Genomic DNA, 22,186 nt, shown 5'->3' with positions numbered 1-22,186 from the left:
CTCCGGCCGCTTCGCGTCCACCTCTCCCCCGCTTCGCGGTGGGCGAGGAACCCAGGTCTTGAGAGGTCGGCGGGACTACACCCTCCGTCCTGCCGGACATCTCCCCTGCAAGGGGACAGCAGCCGCTTCAGTTTTCGCCAACCACCAACGCTGGAAAGGTAAGCGGATTGGGCAGCGCAGACCTGAAGCGATTGCCCTCCACCTGCCCTCCACGCTCCTTGACAATCCGCCCTATTTGTTCTCTTTATGTTCCACAAAAACCCACCCTCAAGACAATGCGGCGTTCGAACCGCCGCGGGCGAACGGGCCGGATGGAAGCCAACATCCTCCACGCTGATCTGGACGCCTTTTATGCCTCGGTCGAACAGTTGCTCGACCCCGCCCTGCGCGGCAAGCCGATCGCCGTCGGCGGCGGCGTCGTCTTGGCCGCGTCCTACGAGGCCAGGGCCTTTGGCGTGCGCGGCGGCATGCCGGGGCGGCGCGCGCGTGAACTCTGCCCCGGGCTGATCTTCGTCGGCGGCCATTTCAAGGATTATCAGCGACTCGGCGATGCGGCTATTCAAGTGCTCGGCGATTTCACGCCGGTGGTCGAGCGGATTTCCATCGACGAGGCCTTTGCCGACGTCGCTGGCTGCACCCATCTGTTCGGCCCGCCTGCCGAGATCGCGACAACCATCCGCCGCCGCGTGCGGGCGGAGCTCGGGCTACCGATCTCGGTCGGCGTGGCGCGCACCAAGCACCTGGCCAAGATCGCCTCGCAGGTGGCCAAGCCCGACGGGCTGGTAGTGGTCGATCCGCGCCACGAGCTGGAGTTTCTGCACGACCTGCCGGTCGAACTGATGTGGGGCGTCGGTCCGGTCACCAGGGAGCGGCTGGCCGGCATTGGTGTGCGCACCATCGGCGAACTGGCGAAGACCAATGGTGGGTCGCTGGAGCGTCTGCTCGGCCCGGCGGCAGGTGAAAAACTCAACGCGCTGGCCTGGAACCGCGATCCGCGAAAACTCGAGACGCAGCGCCGGGCGCGATCGGCCGGCGCGCAATCGGCGCTCGGCAGGAAACCGGCCGAGGCAAAAATCTTCGTGCCCACCCTGCTGCATCTGGCCGACAGGGTCGCCACCAGGCTGCGGGCGAAATCGCGGCCCGGCCGCACGGTGACGGTCCGCGTTCGCTTTGCCGATCTGCGCTCGGTCACGCGTTCGATCACGCTCGACCAGCCGATTTCGGCAACCGCGATGCTGGCCGAGATTGCCGAGGCGCTGGTGCGCAAGGTGCTTGTCGATCATCCGCACGAAAAGACCATTTCGCTGCTGGCGATCGCCGTCTCGCATCTGGAGAAGCAGCCGGCCCTGCAGCTGGAACTGCCGCTCGGCCTCGACGGCGACCGCCTCCGCCCCGGCACCAGGAAGGGTGCGGCACGCTGGACCGCCGACCGCGCCATCGACAAGATCCGCGACCGCTTCGGCTGGGAGGCGGTCGGCTATGCCTCGGTCGCGCTCGGCCAATCGCGGTCGGTTCCCGACGCGTTTCGCGAGTTGGCCGAAAAGGAATTGTAAGTAAGGGAAGGCAGTAGGCAGTAGGGGAGTAGGGGAATGGCCCCTGGAATGGCTTCCTCACCACTGCCCACTGCCCACTGCCCACTGCCCACTGCCTACTGCCTACTGCCTACTGCCTACTGCCCACTGCCTACTGCCCACTGCCTACTGCCTACTGCCTACTGCCCTACTCGCTTCCCAGCGGCGCCACGGCCGGTCCGTTCAAGGCCGTGCCGTCGATTGCAAAATGCGAACCGTGGCAGGGGCAGTCCCAGCAGCGCTCGAGCGAGTTCCAGTGGACGTGGCAGCCGACATGCGTGCATGCGGCCGAGCGCTTGTAGAGCGTGCCGTCGTCATCGCGAAATGCGGCGATCTTGCTGAGCCCTTCGCGGACGATGGCACCTTCTCCCGGTCGCAGCTTATCGACGGAATCGATCTCGCCAGGCGCGATATATTCGGCAAAACTCTTGATCGCTGTCGCATTCTCCGACAGGTAATCGCCGATCGCGCCTGCCGTCTTGCGAGACGGCTCATAGAGTTCGCGCCAGGGCGTTTCCTCCTTCAGAATCAGGTCTGAAATCAACAGGCCGGCGACGACGCCATGGGTAATGCCCTGGCCGGAATCCCCGGTCGCCACAAAGACGCGGCTGTCGCCAGGATTGCGGCCGATGAACCCCGCATAATCGACGGTCTCCATCACCTGCCCGGACCACCGGTTGATTTCCACGCCGACATCGGGCACCAGCCTTTTGGTCCAGGCCGTCAGGGCCGCGAAACGGTCACCGGCATCATCGGCCTGTCCTGTCTTGTGGTCTTCACCTCCGACGATCAGGAAGTCGGTCCGACCGTCGCCAGGCTGAAGCCGAACGTAGTGATAAGGGTCTTCATTATCCCAATACAGCGCATCCGGTATGGTATCGCGCGCGATCTCGAACGACATCGCGTAGGTTCGATAGGGCGCTTGCTTGGTGTGAAGCGCGACCCGATCGTTGATCGGCGAGTTGGTGGCGACAACGGCCGATCTGGCAGACACGGTAAAGCCCGAAACCGTGGTTACACGCACGCCGCCATCAGTCTCCTCGACCTTTTCGACGATAGTATCAGCATAAAGCACGCCGCCGCGCGCGCGGATGGCCGCGGCCAGCCCGCGGAGATATTTGAGCGGGTGGAAGGTCGCCTGATTGGCGTATCGAAGGGCCTGCACATCCGAAAAGCCTGCAAACGGCACGCCCCTGGTCTTCTCGACCTCGACACCGATCTTCAGAGCGGCGTCCAGTTCGCGCGTGATATCGGATTCCTGGCTGCCGGAAGCCGGAAAGAGAAAGCCATCAAGGCGCCGGAAATCGCAAGCGATACGCTCGGTCTCCCGGATGGATTGGATACGGTCGATAGCGGCCGATTGGCTTTGGTAAAAAATCCGCGCCAGGTCCTCGCCGCGCAATTTGGTCAGCTCCGAAAAATAGTCGTCGCAGACAGATGACAGGTGCGCAGTGGTGCGAGCCGTCATGCCGCTTCCGATCCGGCCGCGATCGAGGACAGCCACCTTTTGCCCGGCGACAGCCAGTTCGTAGGCGACCGACAGTCCGGCAATCCCAGACCCGACGACCACGACATCGACCTGTTCGCTTTGCCCGAGCGGCACCGCATCGGGCACGACTTCGGTCGCCGCCCAGAGCGATACAGTCCTTTCATCGCTGGCATTCATCGGCGGAGCCTCCCATCCACGATATTCGGTAACGGATGCGAGAATTCAAAGTTCCTCGACGCTTTGATTGCCGACAGAGGCGGCCCTGGTCGTCAGACCAAAAGCGTTGCGCTGCCCCAGGCGATCAGGGCAATGCCAGCTGCCCGGCCAACCCACGGGCCGGCAGGAAACGCCTTTTCAACCAGCACCAGAATGGCGAGCGCGGCAATCCACACCAGGTTCATGATGCCACCCACGAACAACAGCGCCATCAGCATCCAGCAGCATCCGACACAAAACGCCCCGTGCAATGCGCCCAGACGCAGCGCGCCAAGGGCGTGCGGACGCCAGTGGCGGGCAAGGAACGCCGTCGGTGCCCGGCAATGCGACAGGCAGGCGTTCTTGAAGGGCGAGAGCTGATAGATCCCCGCGCCGATCAGGACGATAGCTGAAAGCCAGCGGCTCTGCGAACTCATCATCGTTGCCGAAACGAAGGCTTCGCGTTCGAGCAGCCAATGCAATGCGGTTGCGGCGACGGAGAACCCCAGCCAGACCAGGAGGTAGCCTGCCATGAACACACCGGTCGGCGCGAGCTTGTCCTGGATCTGACCCTGTGCCAGCGCATGGCGATGCACGCGCGCATAGAGCAGGATGGTCGGCGCCGCACTCGGCGACATCATGGCGATCATCATGACCCACCACATGGCGATCATCAGCGCCCAGTTCGCGGCCCCCCAGGCCCGCGGCTCCGTCGCCATCGCGCTCATGTCCATGCCGGACATATCCATGCCAGACATGTCCATGCCGGGCATGTCAGAGGTCATATCGGATGTCATGTTCGGAGTTTGCAGGTGCGGGAATAACGCGAGCCTCGACATCTCCCACGCATTCATGCCGATCCCTGCGCCGGCGGCGATGTAAAGCCAGGCCAGCAGGCACAGCGCCACCACGCCCGCAATCGTGATGACGCGGTCGCGCCTGAGCAGCCGTTCCAGTGGCGACGCGCCGTTCATGCGCCGCGTCAGGCCCGCACCACCCCGTGATTGTTGAGATGCAGCCGCGCGAACTGGCCGTAACTGTCCTTGGTGGTCACCTGAACCGGCCCGCTGGTTGTGCTCGAAGCGCTGCCGATCTCGGCGACCGCATATTCGAAGCCGTTCGGCAACACGATCTGAGCCCGCGAGTCCGCACCCGTCACCTTGTTGCGGATCGGTTCGCCGACAGTTTCGATGTAGTCCTTGACGAAGATGCGGCCCCTGCGGCCGTCGACATCGAGGTCGAGATCGATCTTGGTGAAAACCGGCTCGTTCATTTTTGTCACGGTCGAGGCGTAGACGGCGAACATCGTCGCGAACGGGTCGGTGTCCTGGCCGGTCATGATGCGCAGCAGCGCGTTACGCTGCTGGTCGGTTGCCTTCTCGTCGACGAAAGCGATGGCTTCGCCGTTGCCCTCGTGGATCGCCCCGGGCCATTTGAAGATCGCGGCGATGCGCAGGCCGTCGAGAACGGTCTCGCCATGATGACCTTCATCAATCTGGATGCCGGCCACGGCATGGCAATGGCCCTTGTCGGGCAGCGCATTGAATTGACAGTTGCAGCCATATTCGCAGGTGCAATTGACGAGTTCGCGCCCCTTGATTTCCCAAGACGTCATGCTGTCCTCCCTGATCTCGAAATATTAGACGATCATCATACACCTGGACTCTTCCCTCTCAAAGGCGCACCCTTAAAAAGGCGAAACCCAAGCGAGAGTTTCGTCCAAGGCTTCACATGTTTGAGATGCGCCGCTGATTGCTTGACCTGTCCGGATAATCTCCGGGCGGGGCAAACGTTCATTGCGCCTACCCGTGTTCAGGCTGCGGCCTAAGGCACGTGCAGCCTGTTTCCGGATCAACTGGGAGGAAACAACATGCCTGATCTTCAACGCAGAGAACTTCTTGTTCAGGGAAGTGCTGCCCTTGCCGCAATTGCTGCTCTCTATACCTCGCGTCGGGCTTACGCTTTTCCAACACGGCCGAGCGAGGAAGTTGTTCGGTGGCTGGACCAGCCGACCGAAAATCCCGATCCGGTCGGCATCCAGAAGCAGCTTGTCTGGGAGGATCTGGATAGCTGGATAACGCCAAACGACAAGTTCTTCAGCATCTCGCATTTCAATCGACCAACGATCGACGAGAAGACATGGTCGATGGAGATCGGCGGCCTGGTCAAGAAGCCCTTGAAACTGACCCTCGCCGACATCAAGGCGCGGCCGCGCCAGGAGGTCGTTTTCACAGTCGAATGCTCGGGCAACCACGGTTTTCCGTTTTTCACCGGCGGCATCGGCAATGCCCGCTGGGCAGGGACGCCGCTCGCCCCGATCCTCGAGGAAGCCGGCGTTCTGGAAAATGGCATCGAGGTTGTCTTTTTCGGCACTGACACCGGCGAGGTCGCCATCCGCGACGTCAAGATGCAGCAGAACTTCGCGCGCAGCATGTCGCTTGCCGAAGCGACGAACCCAGACAATCTGCTCTGCTATGAAATGAACGGAGCCGCCTTGCCGGCGGCCAATGGTTTTCCGCTGCGGCTGATTGCTCCGGGCTGGTACGGCATCGCCAACGTCAAGTGGCTGGAGCGCATCGAGGTGCGCGACACCCGCTTCATGAGCCTTCTGATGGCGCGTGACTATGTCACCATCCGGGAGGAAGAGCGCAATGGCGAGACCGTGTGGACCGAGGACTCAGTCGGACGAGCGCTGATAAAGTCCGCGCCCGCGAAGGTCACCCGCAAGGACTCGGACTACCGCATCATTGGGGCAGCCTGGGGGGCACCGATCGATCGGGTCGAAGTGCAAATCGATCAAGCGCCATGGGCACCGGCGACCATCGACCGCAGCGAGGAGGCCGAACACGCCTGGAAGATCTGGTCCCTGGATTGGCCAAATCCGTCGCCTGGAGAACACACGGTGACCTCGCGCGCGGTCAGCACCACGGGACAGGTTCAACCGGCGATGGACGATCCCTTGATTGCCAAGAAACACACATACTGGGAAAGCAATGGCCAGGTGACGCGCCGCGTGCGTGTCGTTTGATCGACTTTGCGGGAAGGTGAAGCAGGCAGCGCAGACTGGTTGTCCAACCAATGTTTAGGTCCGCTTGCGGAGGCAAAATAGACGCGTATCGTAGATGCTCGGAACGACCGCTTCGGTGAACTGTTGCGATTCGTCTCGTCTATTGGGGACGAGCAAGTGACGCCAGGAGACATCCAACACAGTTTGTGACGCAGTAGAACTATTTTAGACCAGACCATCGCTCGAAAAAGAGGTCACCGGTTTTTCGAACAAAGCGATGCGCAAACAAGAAGTTACAACGGTGCGCTTGATCGCTTTTTCACGCGCACCGCTGTAGGCGTCGGATCAGATCACGAAAAAATCGTCGGCCAGCAGCGTCGGCCTGTTCGTCAGCGTCGCGAGCTGTGTCACGCCGCCTGCGACGTTTCCGTTGGAATCGTAAAACAACGCACCCGTAACCTTGTCATAGACGATGTGGTCGTCGGCGTCGTGCGCACTAGTCCCAGCGAAGAAATACCTTGGGTCGAGGGCTCCCGTGGTGGCTCCAAGCCCCTGCATTACCGAATTCTGGAGCCTGAATGCATCGGCCGTATGGTTGAAATCCGTGATGATGTCGCGGTTGGCCACTGAGAGCGGCGCGCTGAAAACGAAGAAATCGTTGCCGGCGCCACCAGTAAGCCGGTCAATGCCCAGGCCGCCCGTTAGTGCATCGTTGCCACCCCGCCCAAGCACGGTGTCATTGCCTCGGCCGCCGTCCAGAATGTTGTCGCTGTCGTTGCCGTCGAGCACGTTGTCGAGGGAATTTCCCGTGGCTCCGACGTTGGCGTTTCCGGTCAGACGCAGATTTTCTACCGCTCGGTTAGCGGCCGCCAGTGAGTACGTGACCAAGCTGAAAATCTGGTCGAGGCCCGCTTCGTCGATGACGTTGTCCAGTGCATTGTCCACATAATAGGTATCGTTGCCGGCACCGCCATTCATCAGGTCGGCCCCGGTCCCGCCATCGAGAAGGTCGGCGCCATCATAGCCCGCTAACCGGTCGCTACCCGCCCCGCCTCTTATGGTGTCGTTGCCGGCAAGGGCGTCCAGCGTGTTGTTCCCATTGTTCCCGGTCAGCTCATTGTCGGAAGAATTGCCGCGACCATTGATAGCGCCAAGCCCGATGAGGGTCAGATTTTCGACATAGCGTGGCAGTGAATAGGTGCTCGAGCTGAACACCGAATCGTTGCCCGCCGCATCGCCCTCGACCACACGGTCGAGCGCATTGTCGACATAGTAGGTATCGTTGCCTGCGCTGCCCTCCATCTTGTCGATTCCGACTCCGCCGTCGAGCAGGTTGCTGCCAGCGTTGCCGACCAGCGTGTTGTCGAGTTCGTTACCCATCGCGTCGATGTCAGCAACGCCGGTGAGTGTGAGCTGCTCTATTTGCTGGCCGGACAGCGAATACGTCATCGACGTGATGACCACATCGATGCCGGCGCCGTCAGCCTCGATGACTACGTCGAATGCGTTGTCGACGCGGTAGGTATCGTTGCCGAAACCGCCGGACATTTTGTCAGCACCAGCTCTGCCGTCCAGAACGTCATCAAAGCTGCCGCCGTTCAGGATATCCGCCGCATCCGTCCCGGTCAGGTGCTGCTCCATCACGTCCGGCGCGGCATAGGCGCGCACGTAGTCGATGACCATCTTGTAGGTGCCGGACGCCCGCTCGACCTCAAGGGGATTCATGGCAAGCGAGGCTATCATATAGAGCGGCGTGCGGAAGGACTCGCTCATTGGAAAGCGGCTCAGCTCCTTGCCGTCATAGTACACGGTGATCCAGTCCGTCGTGATTCTCGCGCCGTAGGTGTGAAACGCCCCGTCGAACATCGAACCGGGGAGGCCCGTATAGTTGCTTTCCCAAGCGTGGCTTTCCTTATTGCTCAAGTGCACCGCCTGGTGATGACCATCGGGATCGCCCCCATACGCTTCAACGATGTCGACCTCGACGCGTGGCACAGTCTGATCGGGCGACAGCATCCAGAAAGCCGGCCAGGCCCCCGCCCCGCCGTGAAAGGCTGCGCGCATCTCGAAGTACCCGTACTCTTGCGCGAAACCCTGGCCGGCGCTGTTAACCGTTTGCATCGTTCCCGACTGCCAGGCGCCGTCCACCTGCTTCATGGTAATGGTCAGCTTACCGTCAGAGACGGAGAACGGATTCGTTGCCCCCACCGGCGACATGAACGTGGCGGCCCCATAGGGGGCGTGTACCGGCGCGAACCACTTGCCGGTGCCGTTGTTCGGCACGACATCAAGCGTGTTGAACTCGTCAGAAAAGGAGAGCTTGAACCCGGAGAGGTTCAGCTTCGATCCCTTGTACTGTTCGGTCCAATCGCCAGGAAGAGTAATCGCGGCCATTGATGGGCTCCTCGTTCTCGCAACATTTTCGCGGTTGACCCCCCAAGATCTACTCGTCCATTTGTTAACGGAAGGATAGTGGATACCGATTCCGCCGCAAATGGGGTCAGTGCGGTTATCCCCAACGCTTCACGAGAAATTTGGGAGATGTCGCAAATCGGTTGAGTTGCGCTGCGTCTCCTGGCTGAACCGGCGCATGGTCATGTCGTCGATCAGCCGCTGGCGCAGCGGGCTGATAGGGGCATCGAGAAGGGGATTAGGCATGGTCAGGCTCCTTGTTGAACAAGCCCGTCATGCTCTGCCGCTGTCGGACGACGCTCAATGCAGGCGCGACGGCCGGCCTGTGCCCTCTACCTCAACCGCAGGCGCCCTCCCGCGCAGCGGGTTCGCTCCCCGACCCTTCTCGGACCTTCGGCAGGTTCACCTATTGAACCGCGGACGGCCGGAATAACCCGGAAATCGGTCGCCAGCGTCAGTCCTTGGATGCCGTGATGACGAGCGCCGGCATGTCGAAAGCGACGGCGCCGGCTGCTGTCACATAAGGCATAAGTGCCCGCTCGGCCTCCTCCAGGAGCCGCTTGAACTGCTCGTTGTCCAAAAGCCCGCCCAACGTCCAGATGCAGGCTCTTTCCGTCGAGATCAGCGACTCGATCGAGGCAAAACGGACCGTTCCGCGGTGCCGCTTCACCTCGGCACGCTCTATGCCTGCCTTCGCGCAGAGCGAGCGCAGTAACTCCGCATCGCCGAGCACAAAGGGCGCGCGGAACGCGTTCGCAACGTCGGTTCCAAACAGCCGTTCAAGCATATCCGCCACTGCGGCATAGCCGGGCGACTGGTCGAGCGGTCCGCAGACCGCGACGGCGAGCCGGCCGCCGGACTTGAGCACGCGCATCATTTCCCGCAGTCCGGCTGCTCGATCGTCGAAGAACATCAGGCCGAACTGGCTGACCGCGGCGTCGAAGCTTTCATCCGGGAAAGGGATCTGCTCGGCGCGCCCTTCTCGCCAATCGATGCGAGTGCTTTTGCGGCGGGCAACGCAAAGCATATCGGGATTGGGATCAAGCCCGACCACCTTGCCCTCCGCGCCAACGCGGTCGAGGGCCGCGAGCGCCAGCACACCCGTACCGCAGGCAATGTCGATCACGCAGTCGCCCCTCCCTATTCGCGCCTCGGCGGCGACGATAGGCCCCCATTGTCGGAACAGCGCTGGAACGAACAGTGAGTCGTAGATTTCAGCCGGAGTTTTCGATGTCTTGCCCCGGCGGGTCTGGGCCGCCGCTTGCTCCGATCCCGGCGTTGCACCTTCAAGGAACACTGCGTTGGATCGGGTTCCGGCGACGCGTAGCGCCTTCAGCGGCTCGTATTCGGGCGATGAATACCAGCGCCGGGCATGCTCGCCGTCGGCAAATTCGACGATGACCGGATAGACCGGCTGCCAGTCTCCTTCGACAAGGTCGGATTTCCCGCCCAGCACCAGATAGCGCCCTCCATACTGTTCAACCGTGGCAAAGACCCCTGCCAGATACTGCTCGACCTTGGCCTGGTCGGTGATTTCACGCACGTCGAAGAAGCAATAGGTAGACATGGCCGACCTCTGTTGATCGCATGGACTCCACGGGATGCGCGGTGGATATGCTGTTCGGCGCATAGTAGACTTGGCCATGGGCACGCTCCATGACCCAGCGTCTCAATCGCTTGCTGCGGCGTCCGTTCTGGCGCGATCGCCTGAGCGGCCACCGGAAGAGGTCGTTGCCGATGCCGCACCTTCGGCCGCGCCGGACAAGGATGTGCTTTCGGATGTGCTGCGCGTGGTAAAGCTCACCGGCGCGCTTTTCTTCTGGGTCGATGCCTCTTCGCCCTGGAGCGTGGAAGTGCCGCGGGCGGGTTCATTTGCCCATCTTATCCTGCCGCGCGCCCAACATGTGATTTCCTACCACATCATCACCCAAGGATCGGGCTCGGTCAGCATCGGTGACGATCCGCCGATGGAGTTTGCCGAAGGCGACATACTTGTGATCCCGCATGAGGATTCGTACGCGATGTGCAGTGCGCCCGGAGTGCGATCAGGTTTGAGCCCGGAAGATTCGCTCGATTTCTTTCGCGCCATGGCGGCCGGACAACTGCCCTTCGTGATCAATGAAGGCGGCGACGGCCTCCTCCTGACCAGATATGTCTGCGGTTTCCTTGGCTGCGATGCACGGCCGTTCAATCCTCTGCTCGGGGCCCTTCCTCCGCTGATACGCATCCGGCGCGCGGCCGGCGCGCCAAGCGATCTGCTCGACCGGCTGATCGAACTAACGCTGGCAGAGGTGTCCGTTCAACGGCCAGGCGCTGAATGCATCCGCCTGCGCCTCAGCGAGCTGATGTTCGTTGAGGTTGTTCGCCGCTATCTTGAGGCACTGCCGCCGGAGCAGACCGGCTGGCTGGCCGGCTTGCGCGACCCCGCCGTCGGCCGGGCTGTTGCGCTTGTCCACGAGAATCCGGCGCGTGGCTGGACAATTGAAGAACTCGCACGCGAAACCGGCGTCTCGCGGTCCGTCCTCGCGGCCCGCTTCACGCGTCTCGTCGGCTGCCCGCCGATGCAGTATCTCACGCGATGGCGCGTACAACTGGCCGCACGACTGCTCACTGATGGGTTGGCCAAAGTCTCGGCGGTCGGGCGTGATGTCGGCTACGAGTCCGAAGCGGCCTTCAGCCGGAGCTTCAAGAAGCTCGCCGGCGTCTCGCCGGCTGGCTGGCGCGACGGCCGGCGCGGATAGCGGGCGGCCGGAGGCCGACCCTCCCCCTACCCCTCCATCGTGCTGATCTCGGCATCGATCAGGCACCAGGGCGCATAACGAAAATCGCGGATCTGGACGACCCGCTCCTCCCGCCATTCGACCAGCATGAAGCCGCGCACCGCGCCGTCCGGCTCCTGCGGGTTGCGGATCAGGATCGCCGGCCGGCCGTCGACAAAACCCAGCGACAGCGCCCAGTCGCTGATGCGCTCGTAATTGCCGAAATAGGTCGACACTTCAGCCTTGCCGCGCATGCGGAGCCGGCTGACCAATTCGAGCTGGACATCCTCGGCGATCAGCGCCCTGACCGCGTCGAAGTCGCGCGCGTTGAACAGATCGACATAGCGGCGCAGCCGCCGCTCGTCATCGGCGTCGAGCTTGGGCGCGACGACGTGCTCAGGCTGCGACGCCAGCAGGCGCAACTGCGCCCGCCCGCGATGCAGCGCCGCCTTGGTGGCGGCCAGCGTCGCGCCGGTCACCTCGCAGGTCTCATGCAGCGAAAGGCCGAGCACGTCGACCAGGATCACGGCGCCGCGCTGCGCCACCGAAAGCTGCATGAAGCTGCGCAGGCCGGCCGCAGCGGCGAGCCTTGCGTCGGCGCTGCCGGAAGGATCCTCGATCGTGGTCATGTCGGTCTCGGTCATGCGCGACCTTTCCCGATGGCGCCGGCGCAGATGGTCCTGCGCGGCATTATGGGCGATGCGAAACAGCCATTGCTCGGGCCGCTCGACCGACATGCTGCCGTCGACCGCCTGCAGCGCCTTGACCAGCGTCTCCTGGACGATGTCTTCGCCGTCGATCACCGAGCCGGCCATGCGGGCGCAGTAGCGGTGCAGTTTTGGGCGCAACCCGGAGAGCATCGCCTCAAGCGCCGGCCGATCGAACTTCGGTTGGATCATGGCGTCCATTCTATCCGGCCTTGCTCTCCTCAAGCACACGGTAGTTGCCGATGATTTTGGCAGGCGATCGCTTGACCGGCGTCGAGCGCCGTTCCGCATGGTTTTGCGTGAACGCCTCGAAGGCCGCAAGCCCGGTCAGCGCAGATGTGTCATTTCCCTCGCCGACGACATGGACGAACTCGCCGTCGTCGAGTTCGAGCACGAGATAGCGCACGCTCTGCGGCGCCGTCTCATCCAGCGCCTCGAACACTTTTGCCACCAGCGCGCGGTTCTCCTCCAGCCCGGTGTCTTTCACGCTGTAGCGAATGAGTTTGTAGCCCATGGTTCATCTCCTGAATGGTTGGTCTGAGCAGAAGACGTTTCGGGTTCCCGAAAAGATTCTCGCACGCTATAAATTTTTTCGGCCGCCCGGATCGACTTCCACCTGCGGACGGCTAGGCAGCGGCCATCGAGGAGCAGGAGCGACGACCATGCACATCCAGTTTGCCGAACTGCCGGTATTCGACCAGGACCGCGCCAAGGCGTTCTACACCAGGCATTTCGCCTGCAAGGTCGCGGCCGACGAGAAGATGGGCGATAGCGGCTGGCGCTGGATCGAGCTGAAATTTCCCGGCGCCGTGACGAACCTGCATTTCGTGAGGCGCGCCGACGACACGCCGGGCGCGGAGCCGGTGCTGGTGCTGGTCGACGACGATGTCGAGGCGACGATCGCCGCGTTGAAGGCGGGCGGCGTCGAGATCATCACCGAACCGCAGGAGGCGCCCTGGCAGCCAGGCCGCACGGTGGCGGAATTTCGCGACAGCGAGGGCAACCGCATGGTGATCGGCAGCCAATGAGCGGGTGCAGCCGGAGAGCGGGCACTTAAGCAGCCCCGGCTTTGTGCGCCAAAGCATGCCTCGGCTGGTAAAGGCCAAGCGAGCCGCCACTGGGAAGCGAGACATGCGTGAGCAGGCCCCAGCCTTCATCGGTGACCGAAGTGCATTCAACATCGTGCGATTTCAGCTCTTGGATCGTAGCATTGATGTCTTCGCACATGAGATAGACTTCGTGGCTGTCGACTTCGGCGGCCGGGTGAACGGCAATCTCGGCCGGCGGCAATGCGAAGATCAACCAGCCTTCGCCAGCATCGACTGCTGGAAAACGTAGGACATTGCGAAAAAATGCGCGGTCTGCCTCGGCATCCGTGCTGTAGATGATCATGTGTGCGCCGGAAATCATGGCTCCTTATCTCCCTGAAAGTGATGCGAACAAACAAGCTATTGCCGTTGCAAACGACGTTTCCGCCGTCGACACAGCCGCTCGATATCGGCAAGCTTCAGTTGGATATAGGTCGGCCGGCCGTGATTGCAGGTGCCGGAACCCGGCGTTGCTTCAAAGACCGACGCCTGCCAGACCTCACGCTATCAGCGGAAGAAGCTGGAGATGCTGTTGGCGCAGCTGCCGCCATTACCCGGCCATCGGCTTTGGGTCGATCTGGCGCGCGTTTTGGCTCTGGTCGGCGACCGGGGCGGCTGGGGCATCGATCCGGCTCAGAATGTGATCCGAGATGCCGCGCGCGATCTCCCGCTCGCCCATGATGATCAGGTCGGCGCCGAACTTCTTGAGGTAATCCACTTCGGCATCGGAATGCGCGCGGGCGATGATCTCGAGCCTTGGATTGATGGCATGGGCTTGCTCGATGAGATTGCCGCTCTCGAACGGATTGGGAATGGCGCTGATCAACCACCGGGCTGAGGCAACGTTGGCCGCCTCAAGCAGGCCCGGCTGGGTGACATTTCCCGCAATGACATCAACGCCGCGGGCGCGCAGCTGTTCTACTATCGCTTGTCGTTCCTCGATCACCAGGTAAGGCTGCCTTGCCTTTTGCAACGTCTCCGCGACCAGGCTTCCGACCCGTCCATGGCCGACAAGCACCGCGTGGTCTGTCAGGCTGGTAGCCGCGAGTTCGGGCGGTTCGGCTTTGCCTTCTTGCGTGGCAATGGTTCGCTCTCGTGCTTTCAGCCACGGCGTCAGCCGATCCAACGCCGCAAACAGCAGCGGGTTGACGAGGATCGAAAGGATGGCTCCAGCAAGCACCAGGTCACGTCCCGCCTCTGGAAGAAGCGCGAGGTCGACACCCAGTCCCGCCAGGATGAAGGAGAACTCGCCGATCTGTGCCAGGCTCAGGCCGAGTGTCAGGGCCACGTAGGACGGATAGCCGAACATCAATGCGATGGCCGATGCGGCCGTGGCATTGCCGATGACGATGATCAAAAATGTCACGCCGACGAGCAGCGGCTGCTCGACCAGGATCATCGGGTTGAACAGCATGCCGACGGAGACGAAGAAAAGCACGGCAAATGCGTCGCGCAGCGGCAGCGTTTCCTGAGCGGCCCTTTGGCTCAACTGGGATTCGGCAAGGATCATTCCTGCGAAAAACGCCCCAAGAGCAAACGAGACGCCGAACAGCTCGGCTGCCCCGAAAGCGACACCAAGGGCAATTGCCAGCACGGCCAAACGGAAAAGCTCTCGCGAGCCAGTGTGAGCAACGTAGTGGAGTATCGGCGGAATGACACGTCGCCCGACGACAACCATGATCGCGAAGAAAGCCGCCAATTTGCCCAGCGTAAGCCCGAGCGCGCTCCAGATGGTCTGCGGCTCAAACAATGTGAACAGGTCATTGCCGTTAAGGTTTGCCCCGTTGAAATTGCCACCGAGCACACCGGCGAAGGCCGGCAACAGCACGAGCGCGAGGATCATGGCGAGGTCCTCTACGACCAGCCAGCCGACTGCGATGCGTCCGCCATCGGTTTCGAGCTGCCGCATTTCCTGCAGCGCCCGTAGGACCACGACTGTGCTTGCAACCGACAGGGCCAGCCCAAACACCACTCCGGCTCCGATCGGCCAGCCGATCGCCTGCGTCACGAGGAGCCCGAGCATGGTCACCAGAGCCATTTGACCGATAGCGCCGGGAATCGCGATCTTTCTTGCCGACAGCAGATCGTTCAGCGAAAAATGCAGCCCTATGCCAAACATCAGCAGGATCACGCCGAGCTCGGCGAGTTGGCGCGCCAGCGCCTGGTCGGCAACGAAGCCGGGCGTGAACGGGCCAATCAAGACACCAGCCACGAGGTAGCCGACCAGCGGCGACAGGCGAAGTCGGTTCGCCAACGTGCCGAGGATGAAGGCGAGTCCGAGGCCGGCGACAAGGGTTGCGATAAGTGGCGCCTGGGGCATCTTCCCAATCCCGGTTTCCGGCCACGCTTGGCGCTCGGGTCACGCGTTGCACGAGCCAGAGATAATGGACCCGGGGATAATGGACTAAGACGCGGCGGTCTCAACATCTTTCACGCAGCGAACGGAAACGAGCCGGTCGGAGCGATTGTTAGTGCCTGCCGTACTCACCGTGAGCATGATCGGCATCCGCGTTCGCCAATCTTATATTCGCCGCCGCAAGCGCCGGCATGTGCTCGAACAACTCGTGTTCCAGCGCTGCGGTGATCTTCTGCGCTTCGCTGACCGGCAGGCTTTCTTCGACGGCGATGGCAATGTCGGCGTGCAGCCTGTGACCGATCCACCGCGCCTTGGCATCGACAATGCGCGCCTGCGGCACATGCGCGGCGGCATGGTCGATGTCGCCGATGACTTCAGGATCTATACCATCGAGCATGCGGGTCAGCACCGAGCGCGCGGACTGCCAGACGATGCCGAAGATGGCAAGCGTGATGAGCAGGCCGACGATCGGGTCGGCCAGCGCAAAGCCGAGCCAGACGCCGAACGCTCCGAGGACCACGGCAAGGCTGGTCAGGCCGTCGGTGCGGGCGTGGTAGCCGTCGGCAATCAGTGCGGCGCTGTTGATTTCGCGGCCGACGCGGATGCGGAACACCGCGACGGCCTCATTGCCGAGAAAGCCGACAATGCCCGCCGCCGCCAGCCAGCCCAGATGCGTCACCACGCGTGGATTGATCAAACGGTCGATGGTCTGGTAACCGGCGACGATGGCGCTGAACAGGATGATCCCGACGATGATCATCCCGGCCAGGTCCTCGACCCGGCCCAGGCCGTAGGTGAAGGTCGGCGACGGCTTGCGCCGGGCCAGCAGGAAGGCGATCCACAGCGGAATGGCGGTGGTGGCGTCACCGATGTTGTGGACCGTGTCGGCCAGCAGCGCCACGCTGCCCGACAGCGCGACCACGACCATCTGCATCGCCGCGGTGATTGCCAGGATGACGAACGACCATTTTATCGCCCATATGCCGCGGTCGGTCGTGGCAATGGTCGCATCGATGACCCCGTGGCTATGCGACCCGCTCACATGATCGTGATGGCCATGACCATGCGCGGCGTGATGGCGCGGCCCGAACCCGAACCAGTCGAGGATGCGCGCGCCGAGCACAGGCATTTGACAGCTCACAAATATTTCGCCAGTTGCTTGAGTTCCGCCAGCGAGTTGCCGCCGGCTTCCGCGGTGTCCGTCAGGCAATGCTCGATATGATCGTGGATCAGTTCGCGCTTTGCACTGCTGATGGCGCTCTCCACGGCGTGGAGCTGCTGCGCCAGGTCAACGCAAGGACGATGCGCCTCGAACATCGACAGCACCGCCGCAAGATGGCCTTGCGCGCGCTTCAGACGCTTCACGATAGCCGGATGCGAACGATGGATGCCTTCGGACATGCCTGTTCGTATCCTCCCCGGGAGGATCCAGTCAAATCTTCTTTTGAGCTCACCTTGCCGGCGAGTCCGACACAAATCGAAGAATGACGGCTAGCCACCTGCTGCGGGTAACCCGCCGGCGGCGGCGGCCCGTATTATTTCGTGACCATGTTGCGCCGGAACCTTCCCCTCGCACCAGCGTTCGGGGCGCTGTATTCGCGATGCCTTGTTTTTGGGCAAGCATGATAGGCGACGGGCGAATACCGGTGGGAGGCAAAAGGCATGGGTCGGGGAGGAGCATGTTGTCATGTCGAACCGTGAAATTGGAACGTCCCACACATTGGGGCTGCGCATCGCTGATCTCAAAGCCAGGATGCGGAGCGCCCGGATTACCGAGCACGAGATCAAGATTTTTCAGAAGGTAGCCGCTGTCATGGGAGCAGGTGAAGGCTCCCTGCGGATCGATGCCGACGACCTGATTGCCGCATCTTTTGTTGTCGAGGACGAGCCCAGGGCAAACTGACGATCGTGGCGCCCCCGGCGGGGCGCGTGCGAGGCTCGAAATGTTGGCGCTCTACGGCGCCCCCCTCTGTCCTGCCCTCTTTGCCAAAACTTGGCATCTCCCCCACAAGGAGCGAGATCGGCAGCTTTGCCAACCGCGCCTCTTTTTCAAAGTTGGGCGATTGGCGGAACCAGTGATAACGGCCGATCTCCCCCCTTGTGGGGGAGATGTCCGGCAGGACAGAGGGGGGCGCTGTCCCGCCAACTTTGCCATGATGTCCGGAGGCGACCTGTCGCAACGGAGGGCCGCAGCTCACACGTCCGGATACTCCTATCGAGAAATCCAGATATCCACCCCGGCGGCTTTCTGTTAGCAAATATTCACCTCAGGTGGCGGGAAAGACCTGACTTGCCGGAACGATCACGCAAAACCATGGCGCCACGGCCGAACGCCGGCCGGCCCAACCCAGGCGTCAGTTCCCCCAGCGTCAGCCTTTGTCGTGCCCTGTCAAAACTTGGGCTGTGCTCGCGCAAGCAGGCGGAAATTCTGGTCGCCGAAGGGCGCGTCCGGGTCGCCGGCAAAATCGTGCGCAACGGCTCGCTACGCGTCGATCCCGGCCGCGATCGGATCGAGGTCGACGGCAGCCGCGTCGTCGCCGAGCGCAAGGTCTATCTGATGATCAACAAGCCGCGCGGCCTGGTCACCACCCGCGACGACCCGCAGGACCGCGGCACCGTCTACGACTGCCTGGCAGAACTCGACCTGCCCTTCGTGTCGCCGGTCGGCCGCCTCGACAAGGCCAGCGAAGGTCTGCTCTTGATGACCAACGACACCCGCTTCGCCCAGCGCCTGCTCGACCCCGCTTCGCACGTCGCCAAGATCTATCATGTGCAGATCGGCGCCCTGCCCGACGCGGCCCTGCTGGCGCGGTTGCGCGCCGGTGCCACGGTCGATGGCGAAGATTTGACGGCGCGGTCGATCGACATCCTGCGCAGCGGCGCCAGCACCGCCTGGCTGGAAGTCACCCTCGAGGAGGGCCGCAACCGCCACATCCGCCGGCTGCTCGGCGCGCACGATGTCGAGGTGCTTCGCCTGATGCGGGTGGCGATCGGCCGCTTGCGGCTCGGCGACCTCGCCAAGGGCAAGGCCCGCCACCTCACGGCCGAAGAACTGGCGCTGTTTGCGGCCTGAGCGAAGGCGCCGAAGCGCGCTCCCTTCTCCCCTTGTGGGAGAAGGTGGATTGGCGCGTAGCGCCAAGACGGTTGAGGGGTGCTGGAAGGATCGCCGTCGGCGCCAAGCTGGAACACCCCCCATCCGACCTCGCTTCGCGAGGCCACCTTCTCCCACAAGGGGAGAAGGGAAAGGGACGCCCGCCCCGCTACTCGGCCGGGACCGGGCTGAGGCCGGGATCGCCCAGCGCGTGCGGCCTGGATTCCTTGCGTGCCGACGCCCGCGCGAGCACGCTTTGCCGGTTGACCGATTTGCGCTCGGCATCGATGCGCTGGATCAGGATTTCCGCGCGCTCAATCGACCCGAGCAGCGCCAGGATCGTGCCGCGTTCGGCGGCGCCTGCATTGGGTCCGAGCGCCAGCGTGCGGGCACGCAGTTCCTCGACCTCCGGCAGATTGACATGTCCGGCCGGCACCTTCGGGTCGGAGATGCCGTAAGTCGGCAGAATCTGCCGCAGCGAGGCATCGAGCTTGCTCAGCGCGACGTCGACGATGGCCTGCGCCGGACTGCTGAATTTTTCGCGCCGCACGCGGCGCGCTACCTGATGCATCGATTCCGTCAGGGCGGCGGTGAAGTCGGCTTCCTCGATCAGGCTGGCGATCAGGTCGAGCTGGTCGTAGGGCAAATCCTCCTTCATCAGTTCGGCGGTGTAGGCGCGGATGTCGCGGCTGAGGATATCGGTTGCGAGATAGTGCTCGCCCGGATCCGACGGCGCCTTCTTCGACGAACGGGCGATGTCGAGGAACATGGCGCCGGCTTGCAGATGGCGGGCCGTCTCCTGCTGGACGGCGGGAACGGCCTTGGCGAAATCGCCGGCCAGCTTGCGGTCGAGGAATCGCGGCGTCGAGAAATCTTCCGTGTCCTCGGCATCCGTGTGACCGACACGCGACAGGACCCGCTCGAACACCCCGATGAACGGAAACAGCAACAGCGTGTTGAAGACGTTGAAGAAAGTCGAGTAAAGACCGACCGCGACCGGCACCAGCGGAAAGGTCTCCTTGCCGTCGACGATTACCGGAATGGCGGGATCGCCGCCGAAGAACTGCATCGCCCATTCCAGGACCTGCATGGAGACGAAGAACAGCGGGATGGTGATGCACACGCCGATGATGTTGAACGAGATGTGCGCGTAAGCGGTGCGCTTGGCGTTTTTCGAAAGATTGAGCGAAGCCATCCACGAGGTGATCGTGGTGCCGAGATCGGCGCCGAGCGAGAAGGCGACGGCTGTCGTCCAGTCGAGAATGCCGGCGGCGCCAAGGCCCATGACGATGCCGATCGTCGCCGAGGACGAATGGATCATGGCGGTCACGCCGGCGGCGATGAACACGCATTTGAGCAGGTTGAGGTAGGAGTCGGCCGTCAGCGTTTGCAGCAGGGCCATGACTTCGGGCAGGTTGCGCAACGGGCGCAGGCCGCCGGTCATCAGGTTGAGGCCATAGAAGATCAGCGCGAAGCCCATGCCGGCAAGCGCCATGTTCTTGACCTTCTCGCTTTTGGCAAAGCAGTAAATCAGCGAGAACACGCCGGCCAGGATCAGCCCGAGCGGACCGAGCGGCAGGGCGATGAGCCCGTTGCCGAGCGTGGTGCCGATATTGGCGCCCATGATCACGCTGATCGCCGGTCGAAGGGCAATGACGCCGGCATTGACCAGGCCGACGACCATGACGCTCATCGCCGTCGACGACTGGATGACGCCGGTGATCAGCGTTCCTGCCAGCACGCCCTTGATCGGCGTTCCGGCGGCCTTGGCGAGAAAGGCGCGCATCCGGTTGACCGACAGCGCCTGGATGCCGTTGGCCATGAAGTCGAGGCCGAGCATGAAGATGCCCAACCCGCCGATCACCGGCACGAGGATGTCCTTGAAGATATCGATGTCCATGTCACGCAGTCCCCAACAAGCCGCCATCACGGCGCGATATGAATTTCAGTTCAGGTGCTGCGCCAAGCAGCAGCCTGGTTCTTCCGCTCAGTTTGCGACGGGCCCCTGCCCTGCCCAGTATTGCTCGATCCGGGCGACGAGCGCCTTCGGCAGCGGCACGTAGCCGAGCGCGGCGGCGTCATCCGCGCCGTGCGCGAAGGCGAGCCGGAAAAGGTCGTGCACGCGGCGATAGCGATGTTCCGAACGGCCCGAGACCTGAACGACCGCGAACACCGCCGTGCTGATCGGATAGGCGGCATCGCCGTTACGATCGGTCAGCGAAGCGAAGAAGTCGGTCGTTTGCGCCCAGTCGATGGATGTCGCGGCAGCCTGCACGCCCTCCGGCTCCGGCTTGACGAACTTGCCGGATTTGTTCTCGATCAGCGCGTAGGCAAGGCTGGCGCGCTGGGCCTGGCCGGATTCGGCATAGGCGATCGCGCCCTTCGTGTCGTGCACGGCTTGAATGAGGTTCTGTGTGCCTTCCGCGTCAGTGCCGAGCGGCCACGAGATCAGCGTATTGGCGCCGTATTTGGCCTTCCACTCCCCGCTGACCGCCGACAGGTACTCGGTGAAGACAAAGGTCGAGCCGGAGCCATCCTTGCGGTGAACAACGCTGATCCTGAGATCGGGCAGCGTCAGATCCGGATTCACCGCCTTGATCGCGGGATCGGACCATGACTGGATCTTGCCCAGATAGATGTCGGCCAGCACCGGCCCCGTCAGGCGAAGGCTTCCCGGGCCGATGCCGTCGAGATTGACGACGACGGCGATGGCGCCCATCACGATCGGAAACTGCTGGCGGCCGGCCTTCTTGAGTTCGGCGGCATTGATCGGCGCATCCGTCGCGGCAAAGTCGATGTCCGGCTGATCGAGACGCAGGACGCCGGCGAGCGAGCCGACGATTTCATAGTCGACCTTCCAGTCGGGCGAGACATAGTCCCCGCCGTCGGCGCGGGCGCTCTCGTAAGCCGTTGCCCATTTGCCGATGATCGGGGCGGCCAGTGTCGATCCGGCGCCGCGGATAGGCTCGGCCTGCGCAGCGGCCCCGATCATCAGGCCAACAGCAAGCGTAATGGCGCCGCTGATCTTCGCCGATTTGCGCCGTAGTGACGCAAAGCTTGCTGGAAACATCATGGCGATCCCCGACGCGCGAACAAATAGCTAGTTTTCAGTCTTGGCAGATATCAACAGTCATCCGCCCGGCGAACGAACGCCGGCAGAGAAACAACACCGCTCACCGTATGAACCTTGGTTAACGATTGGATGACAAAGATCTTTGTGGGCGAGATTTTTATTTTTCCGCGAACGCCGCGGTTGCCTGAAGAATTGTTCGGCAGCCAATCGCTTCAGCTTTGCGCTGCCCCTCACCTGCCTGCCGGCACCCTCTCCCCGTATAGTGACGGGGAGAGGGGCGCTCTCATCGATGGTTTCGCCAATTTTAGATGTTATAGAATGCACGCCAAGGTTGCGACTGCCCCCTTCTCCCCGTCACTAAACCTATCGCATTCACACATGTCGGTTGCGCTTTTCGGCGAAGCTCGATTCTATTTCGGCCGGAAAGACGAAGGAGGT

20 protein-coding genes and 1 pseudogene are annotated in these 22,186 nt (G+C 62.6%); 7 read left to right on the top strand and 14 right to left on the bottom strand.

The window, feature by feature from the left end; translation table 11 throughout:
* The first annotated feature begins 311 nt into the window (after nucleotides 1-311).
* The gene (dinB, locus tag AC0L17_RS20710; protein ID WP_473517193.1) at nucleotides 312-1,553 is read left to right on the top strand and encodes a DNA polymerase IV; all 1,242 of its coding nucleotides are present in this window, start codon (nucleotides 312-314) and stop codon (nucleotides 1,551-1,553) included.
* A gap of 166 nt (nucleotides 1,554-1,719) precedes the next feature.
* On the opposite strand, the gene AC0L17_RS20705 is transcribed toward dinB, so the two are convergent.
* The 3 genes from AC0L17_RS20705 to AC0L17_RS20695 form a co-directional block, all read right to left on the bottom strand.
* The gene (locus AC0L17_RS20705; protein WP_473517192.1) at nucleotides 1,720-3,237 is read right to left on the bottom strand and encodes an FAD-dependent oxidoreductase; all 1,518 of its coding nucleotides are present in this window, start codon (nucleotides 3,235-3,237) and stop codon (nucleotides 1,720-1,722) included.
* Nucleotides 3,238-3,329: 92 nt separating this feature from the next.
* A complete protein-coding gene (locus AC0L17_RS20700; protein WP_473517191.1) occupies nucleotides 3,330-4,229 on the bottom strand; it encodes a DUF2182 domain-containing protein in 900 nt (299 codons plus the stop codon).
* An 8-nt stretch (nucleotides 4,230-4,237) separates the two neighbouring features.
* The gene (locus AC0L17_RS20695; RefSeq protein WP_287222873.1) at nucleotides 4,238-4,870 is read right to left on the bottom strand and encodes a DUF1326 domain-containing protein; all 633 of its coding nucleotides are present in this window, start codon (nucleotides 4,868-4,870) and stop codon (nucleotides 4,238-4,240) included.
* 255 nt (nucleotides 4,871-5,125) lie between these two features.
* On the opposite strand from AC0L17_RS20695, the gene AC0L17_RS20690 reads away from it, so the two are divergent.
* Nucleotides 5,126-6,283 carry a sulfite oxidase gene (locus AC0L17_RS20690; RefSeq protein ID WP_473517190.1) on the top strand — a complete coding sequence of 386 codons (1,158 nt, stop codon included), beginning with the start codon at nucleotides 5,126-5,128 and terminating at the stop codon, nucleotides 6,281-6,283.
* 324 nt (nucleotides 6,284-6,607) lie between these two features.
* On the opposite strand, the gene AC0L17_RS20685 is transcribed toward AC0L17_RS20690, so the two are convergent.
* From AC0L17_RS20685 to AC0L17_RS20675, 3 genes are all read right to left on the bottom strand, one after another.
* Nucleotides 6,608-8,656: a family 16 glycosylhydrolase gene (locus AC0L17_RS20685; protein ID WP_473517189.1), complete on the bottom strand. Its 2,049-nt coding sequence runs from the start codon at nucleotides 8,654-8,656 to the stop codon at nucleotides 6,608-6,610.
* Between the two features lie 129 nt (nucleotides 8,657-8,785).
* The gene (locus AC0L17_RS20680; RefSeq protein WP_473517188.1) at nucleotides 8,786-8,920 is read right to left on the bottom strand and encodes a hypothetical protein; all 135 of its coding nucleotides are present in this window, start codon (nucleotides 8,918-8,920) and stop codon (nucleotides 8,786-8,788) included.
* A 208-nt stretch (nucleotides 8,921-9,128) separates the two neighbouring features.
* Complete coding sequence (locus tag AC0L17_RS20675; protein WP_473517187.1) at nucleotides 9,129-10,241, bottom strand: DUF1330 domain-containing protein; 1,113 nt, start codon at nucleotides 10,239-10,241, stop codon at nucleotides 9,129-9,131.
* A 76-nt stretch (nucleotides 10,242-10,317) separates the two neighbouring features.
* On the opposite strand from AC0L17_RS20675, the gene AC0L17_RS20670 reads away from it, so the two are divergent.
* On the top strand, nucleotides 10,318-11,415 hold the full coding sequence (locus AC0L17_RS20670; RefSeq protein ID WP_473517186.1) for an AraC family transcriptional regulator: 1,098 nt from the start codon (nucleotides 10,318-10,320) through the stop codon (nucleotides 11,413-11,415).
* 26 nt (nucleotides 11,416-11,441) lie between these two features.
* On the opposite strand, the gene AC0L17_RS20665 is transcribed toward AC0L17_RS20670, so the two are convergent.
* Entirely contained in the window at nucleotides 11,442-12,332 is an 891-nt protein-coding gene (locus tag AC0L17_RS20665; RefSeq protein WP_473517185.1) for a sigma-70 family RNA polymerase sigma factor, read from the bottom strand.
* Between the two features lie 10 nt (nucleotides 12,333-12,342).
* Nucleotides 12,343-12,654 carry a hypothetical protein gene (locus AC0L17_RS20660; RefSeq protein WP_236377460.1) on the bottom strand — a complete coding sequence of 104 codons (312 nt, stop codon included), beginning with the start codon at nucleotides 12,652-12,654 and terminating at the stop codon, nucleotides 12,343-12,345.
* Between the two features lie 148 nt (nucleotides 12,655-12,802).
* Between AC0L17_RS20660 and AC0L17_RS20655 the strand changes: the two genes are divergently transcribed.
* Nucleotides 12,803-13,168, top strand: coding sequence for a VOC family protein (locus AC0L17_RS20655; RefSeq protein WP_473489785.1), 366 nt, complete (start codon nucleotides 12,803-12,805; stop codon nucleotides 13,166-13,168).
* Between the two features lie 25 nt (nucleotides 13,169-13,193).
* Here the strand turns inward: AC0L17_RS20655 and AC0L17_RS20650 are convergent, their stop codons facing one another.
* The 4 genes from AC0L17_RS20650 to AC0L17_RS20635 form a co-directional block, all read right to left on the bottom strand.
* Nucleotides 13,194-13,550: a VOC family protein gene (locus AC0L17_RS20650; RefSeq protein ID WP_023799084.1), complete on the bottom strand. Its 357-nt coding sequence runs from the start codon at nucleotides 13,548-13,550 to the stop codon at nucleotides 13,194-13,196.
* Nucleotides 13,551-13,778: 228 nt separating this feature from the next.
* On the bottom strand, nucleotides 13,779-15,548 hold the full coding sequence (locus AC0L17_RS20645; RefSeq protein ID WP_473517184.1) for a cation:proton antiporter domain-containing protein: 1,770 nt from the start codon (nucleotides 15,546-15,548) through the stop codon (nucleotides 13,779-13,781).
* A gap of 148 nt (nucleotides 15,549-15,696) precedes the next feature.
* Entirely contained in the window at nucleotides 15,697-16,713 is a 1,017-nt protein-coding gene (locus AC0L17_RS20640) for a cation diffusion facilitator family transporter (protein ID WP_473517183.1), read from the bottom strand.
* An 8-nt stretch (nucleotides 16,714-16,721) separates the two neighbouring features.
* Nucleotides 16,722-16,985 carry a metal-sensing transcriptional repressor gene (locus tag AC0L17_RS20635; protein ID WP_027154260.1) on the bottom strand — a complete coding sequence of 88 codons (264 nt, stop codon included), beginning with the start codon at nucleotides 16,983-16,985 and terminating at the stop codon, nucleotides 16,722-16,724.
* 286 nt (nucleotides 16,986-17,271) lie between these two features.
* Between AC0L17_RS20635 and AC0L17_RS20630 the strand changes: the two genes are divergently transcribed.
* Complete coding sequence (locus AC0L17_RS20630; RefSeq protein WP_287222894.1) at nucleotides 17,272-17,487, top strand: hypothetical protein; 216 nt, start codon at nucleotides 17,272-17,274, stop codon at nucleotides 17,485-17,487.
* A 411-nt stretch (nucleotides 17,488-17,898) separates the two neighbouring features.
* On the top strand, nucleotides 17,899-18,657 hold the full coding sequence (locus AC0L17_RS20625) for a pseudouridine synthase (protein ID WP_473517263.1): 759 nt from the start codon (nucleotides 17,899-17,901) through the stop codon (nucleotides 18,655-18,657).
* 187 nt (nucleotides 18,658-18,844) lie between these two features.
* Here the strand turns inward: AC0L17_RS20625 and AC0L17_RS20620 are convergent, their stop codons facing one another.
* Nucleotides 18,845-20,575, bottom strand: coding sequence for a Na/Pi cotransporter family protein (locus AC0L17_RS20620; protein ID WP_473517182.1), 1,731 nt, complete (start codon nucleotides 20,573-20,575; stop codon nucleotides 18,845-18,847).
* Between the two features lie 87 nt (nucleotides 20,576-20,662).
* Nucleotides 20,663-21,748, bottom strand: a complete 1,086-nt coding sequence (gene pstS, locus AC0L17_RS20615) for a phosphate ABC transporter substrate-binding protein PstS (RefSeq protein ID WP_473517181.1) — start codon at nucleotides 21,746-21,748, stop codon at nucleotides 20,663-20,665.
* A gap of 129 nt (nucleotides 21,749-21,877) precedes the next feature.
* On the opposite strand from pstS, the pseudogene AC0L17_RS20610 reads away from it, so the two are divergent.
* Nucleotides 21,878-22,186, top strand: a pseudogene (locus tag AC0L17_RS20610) (hypothetical protein); the annotation flags it as partial.

It is taken from the genome of Mesorhizobium sp. WSM4829 (assembly GCF_055811475.1).
The sequence above is the reverse complement of the archived record's forward strand: the minus strand, read 5'-3'. Positions and strand labels throughout refer to the sequence as shown.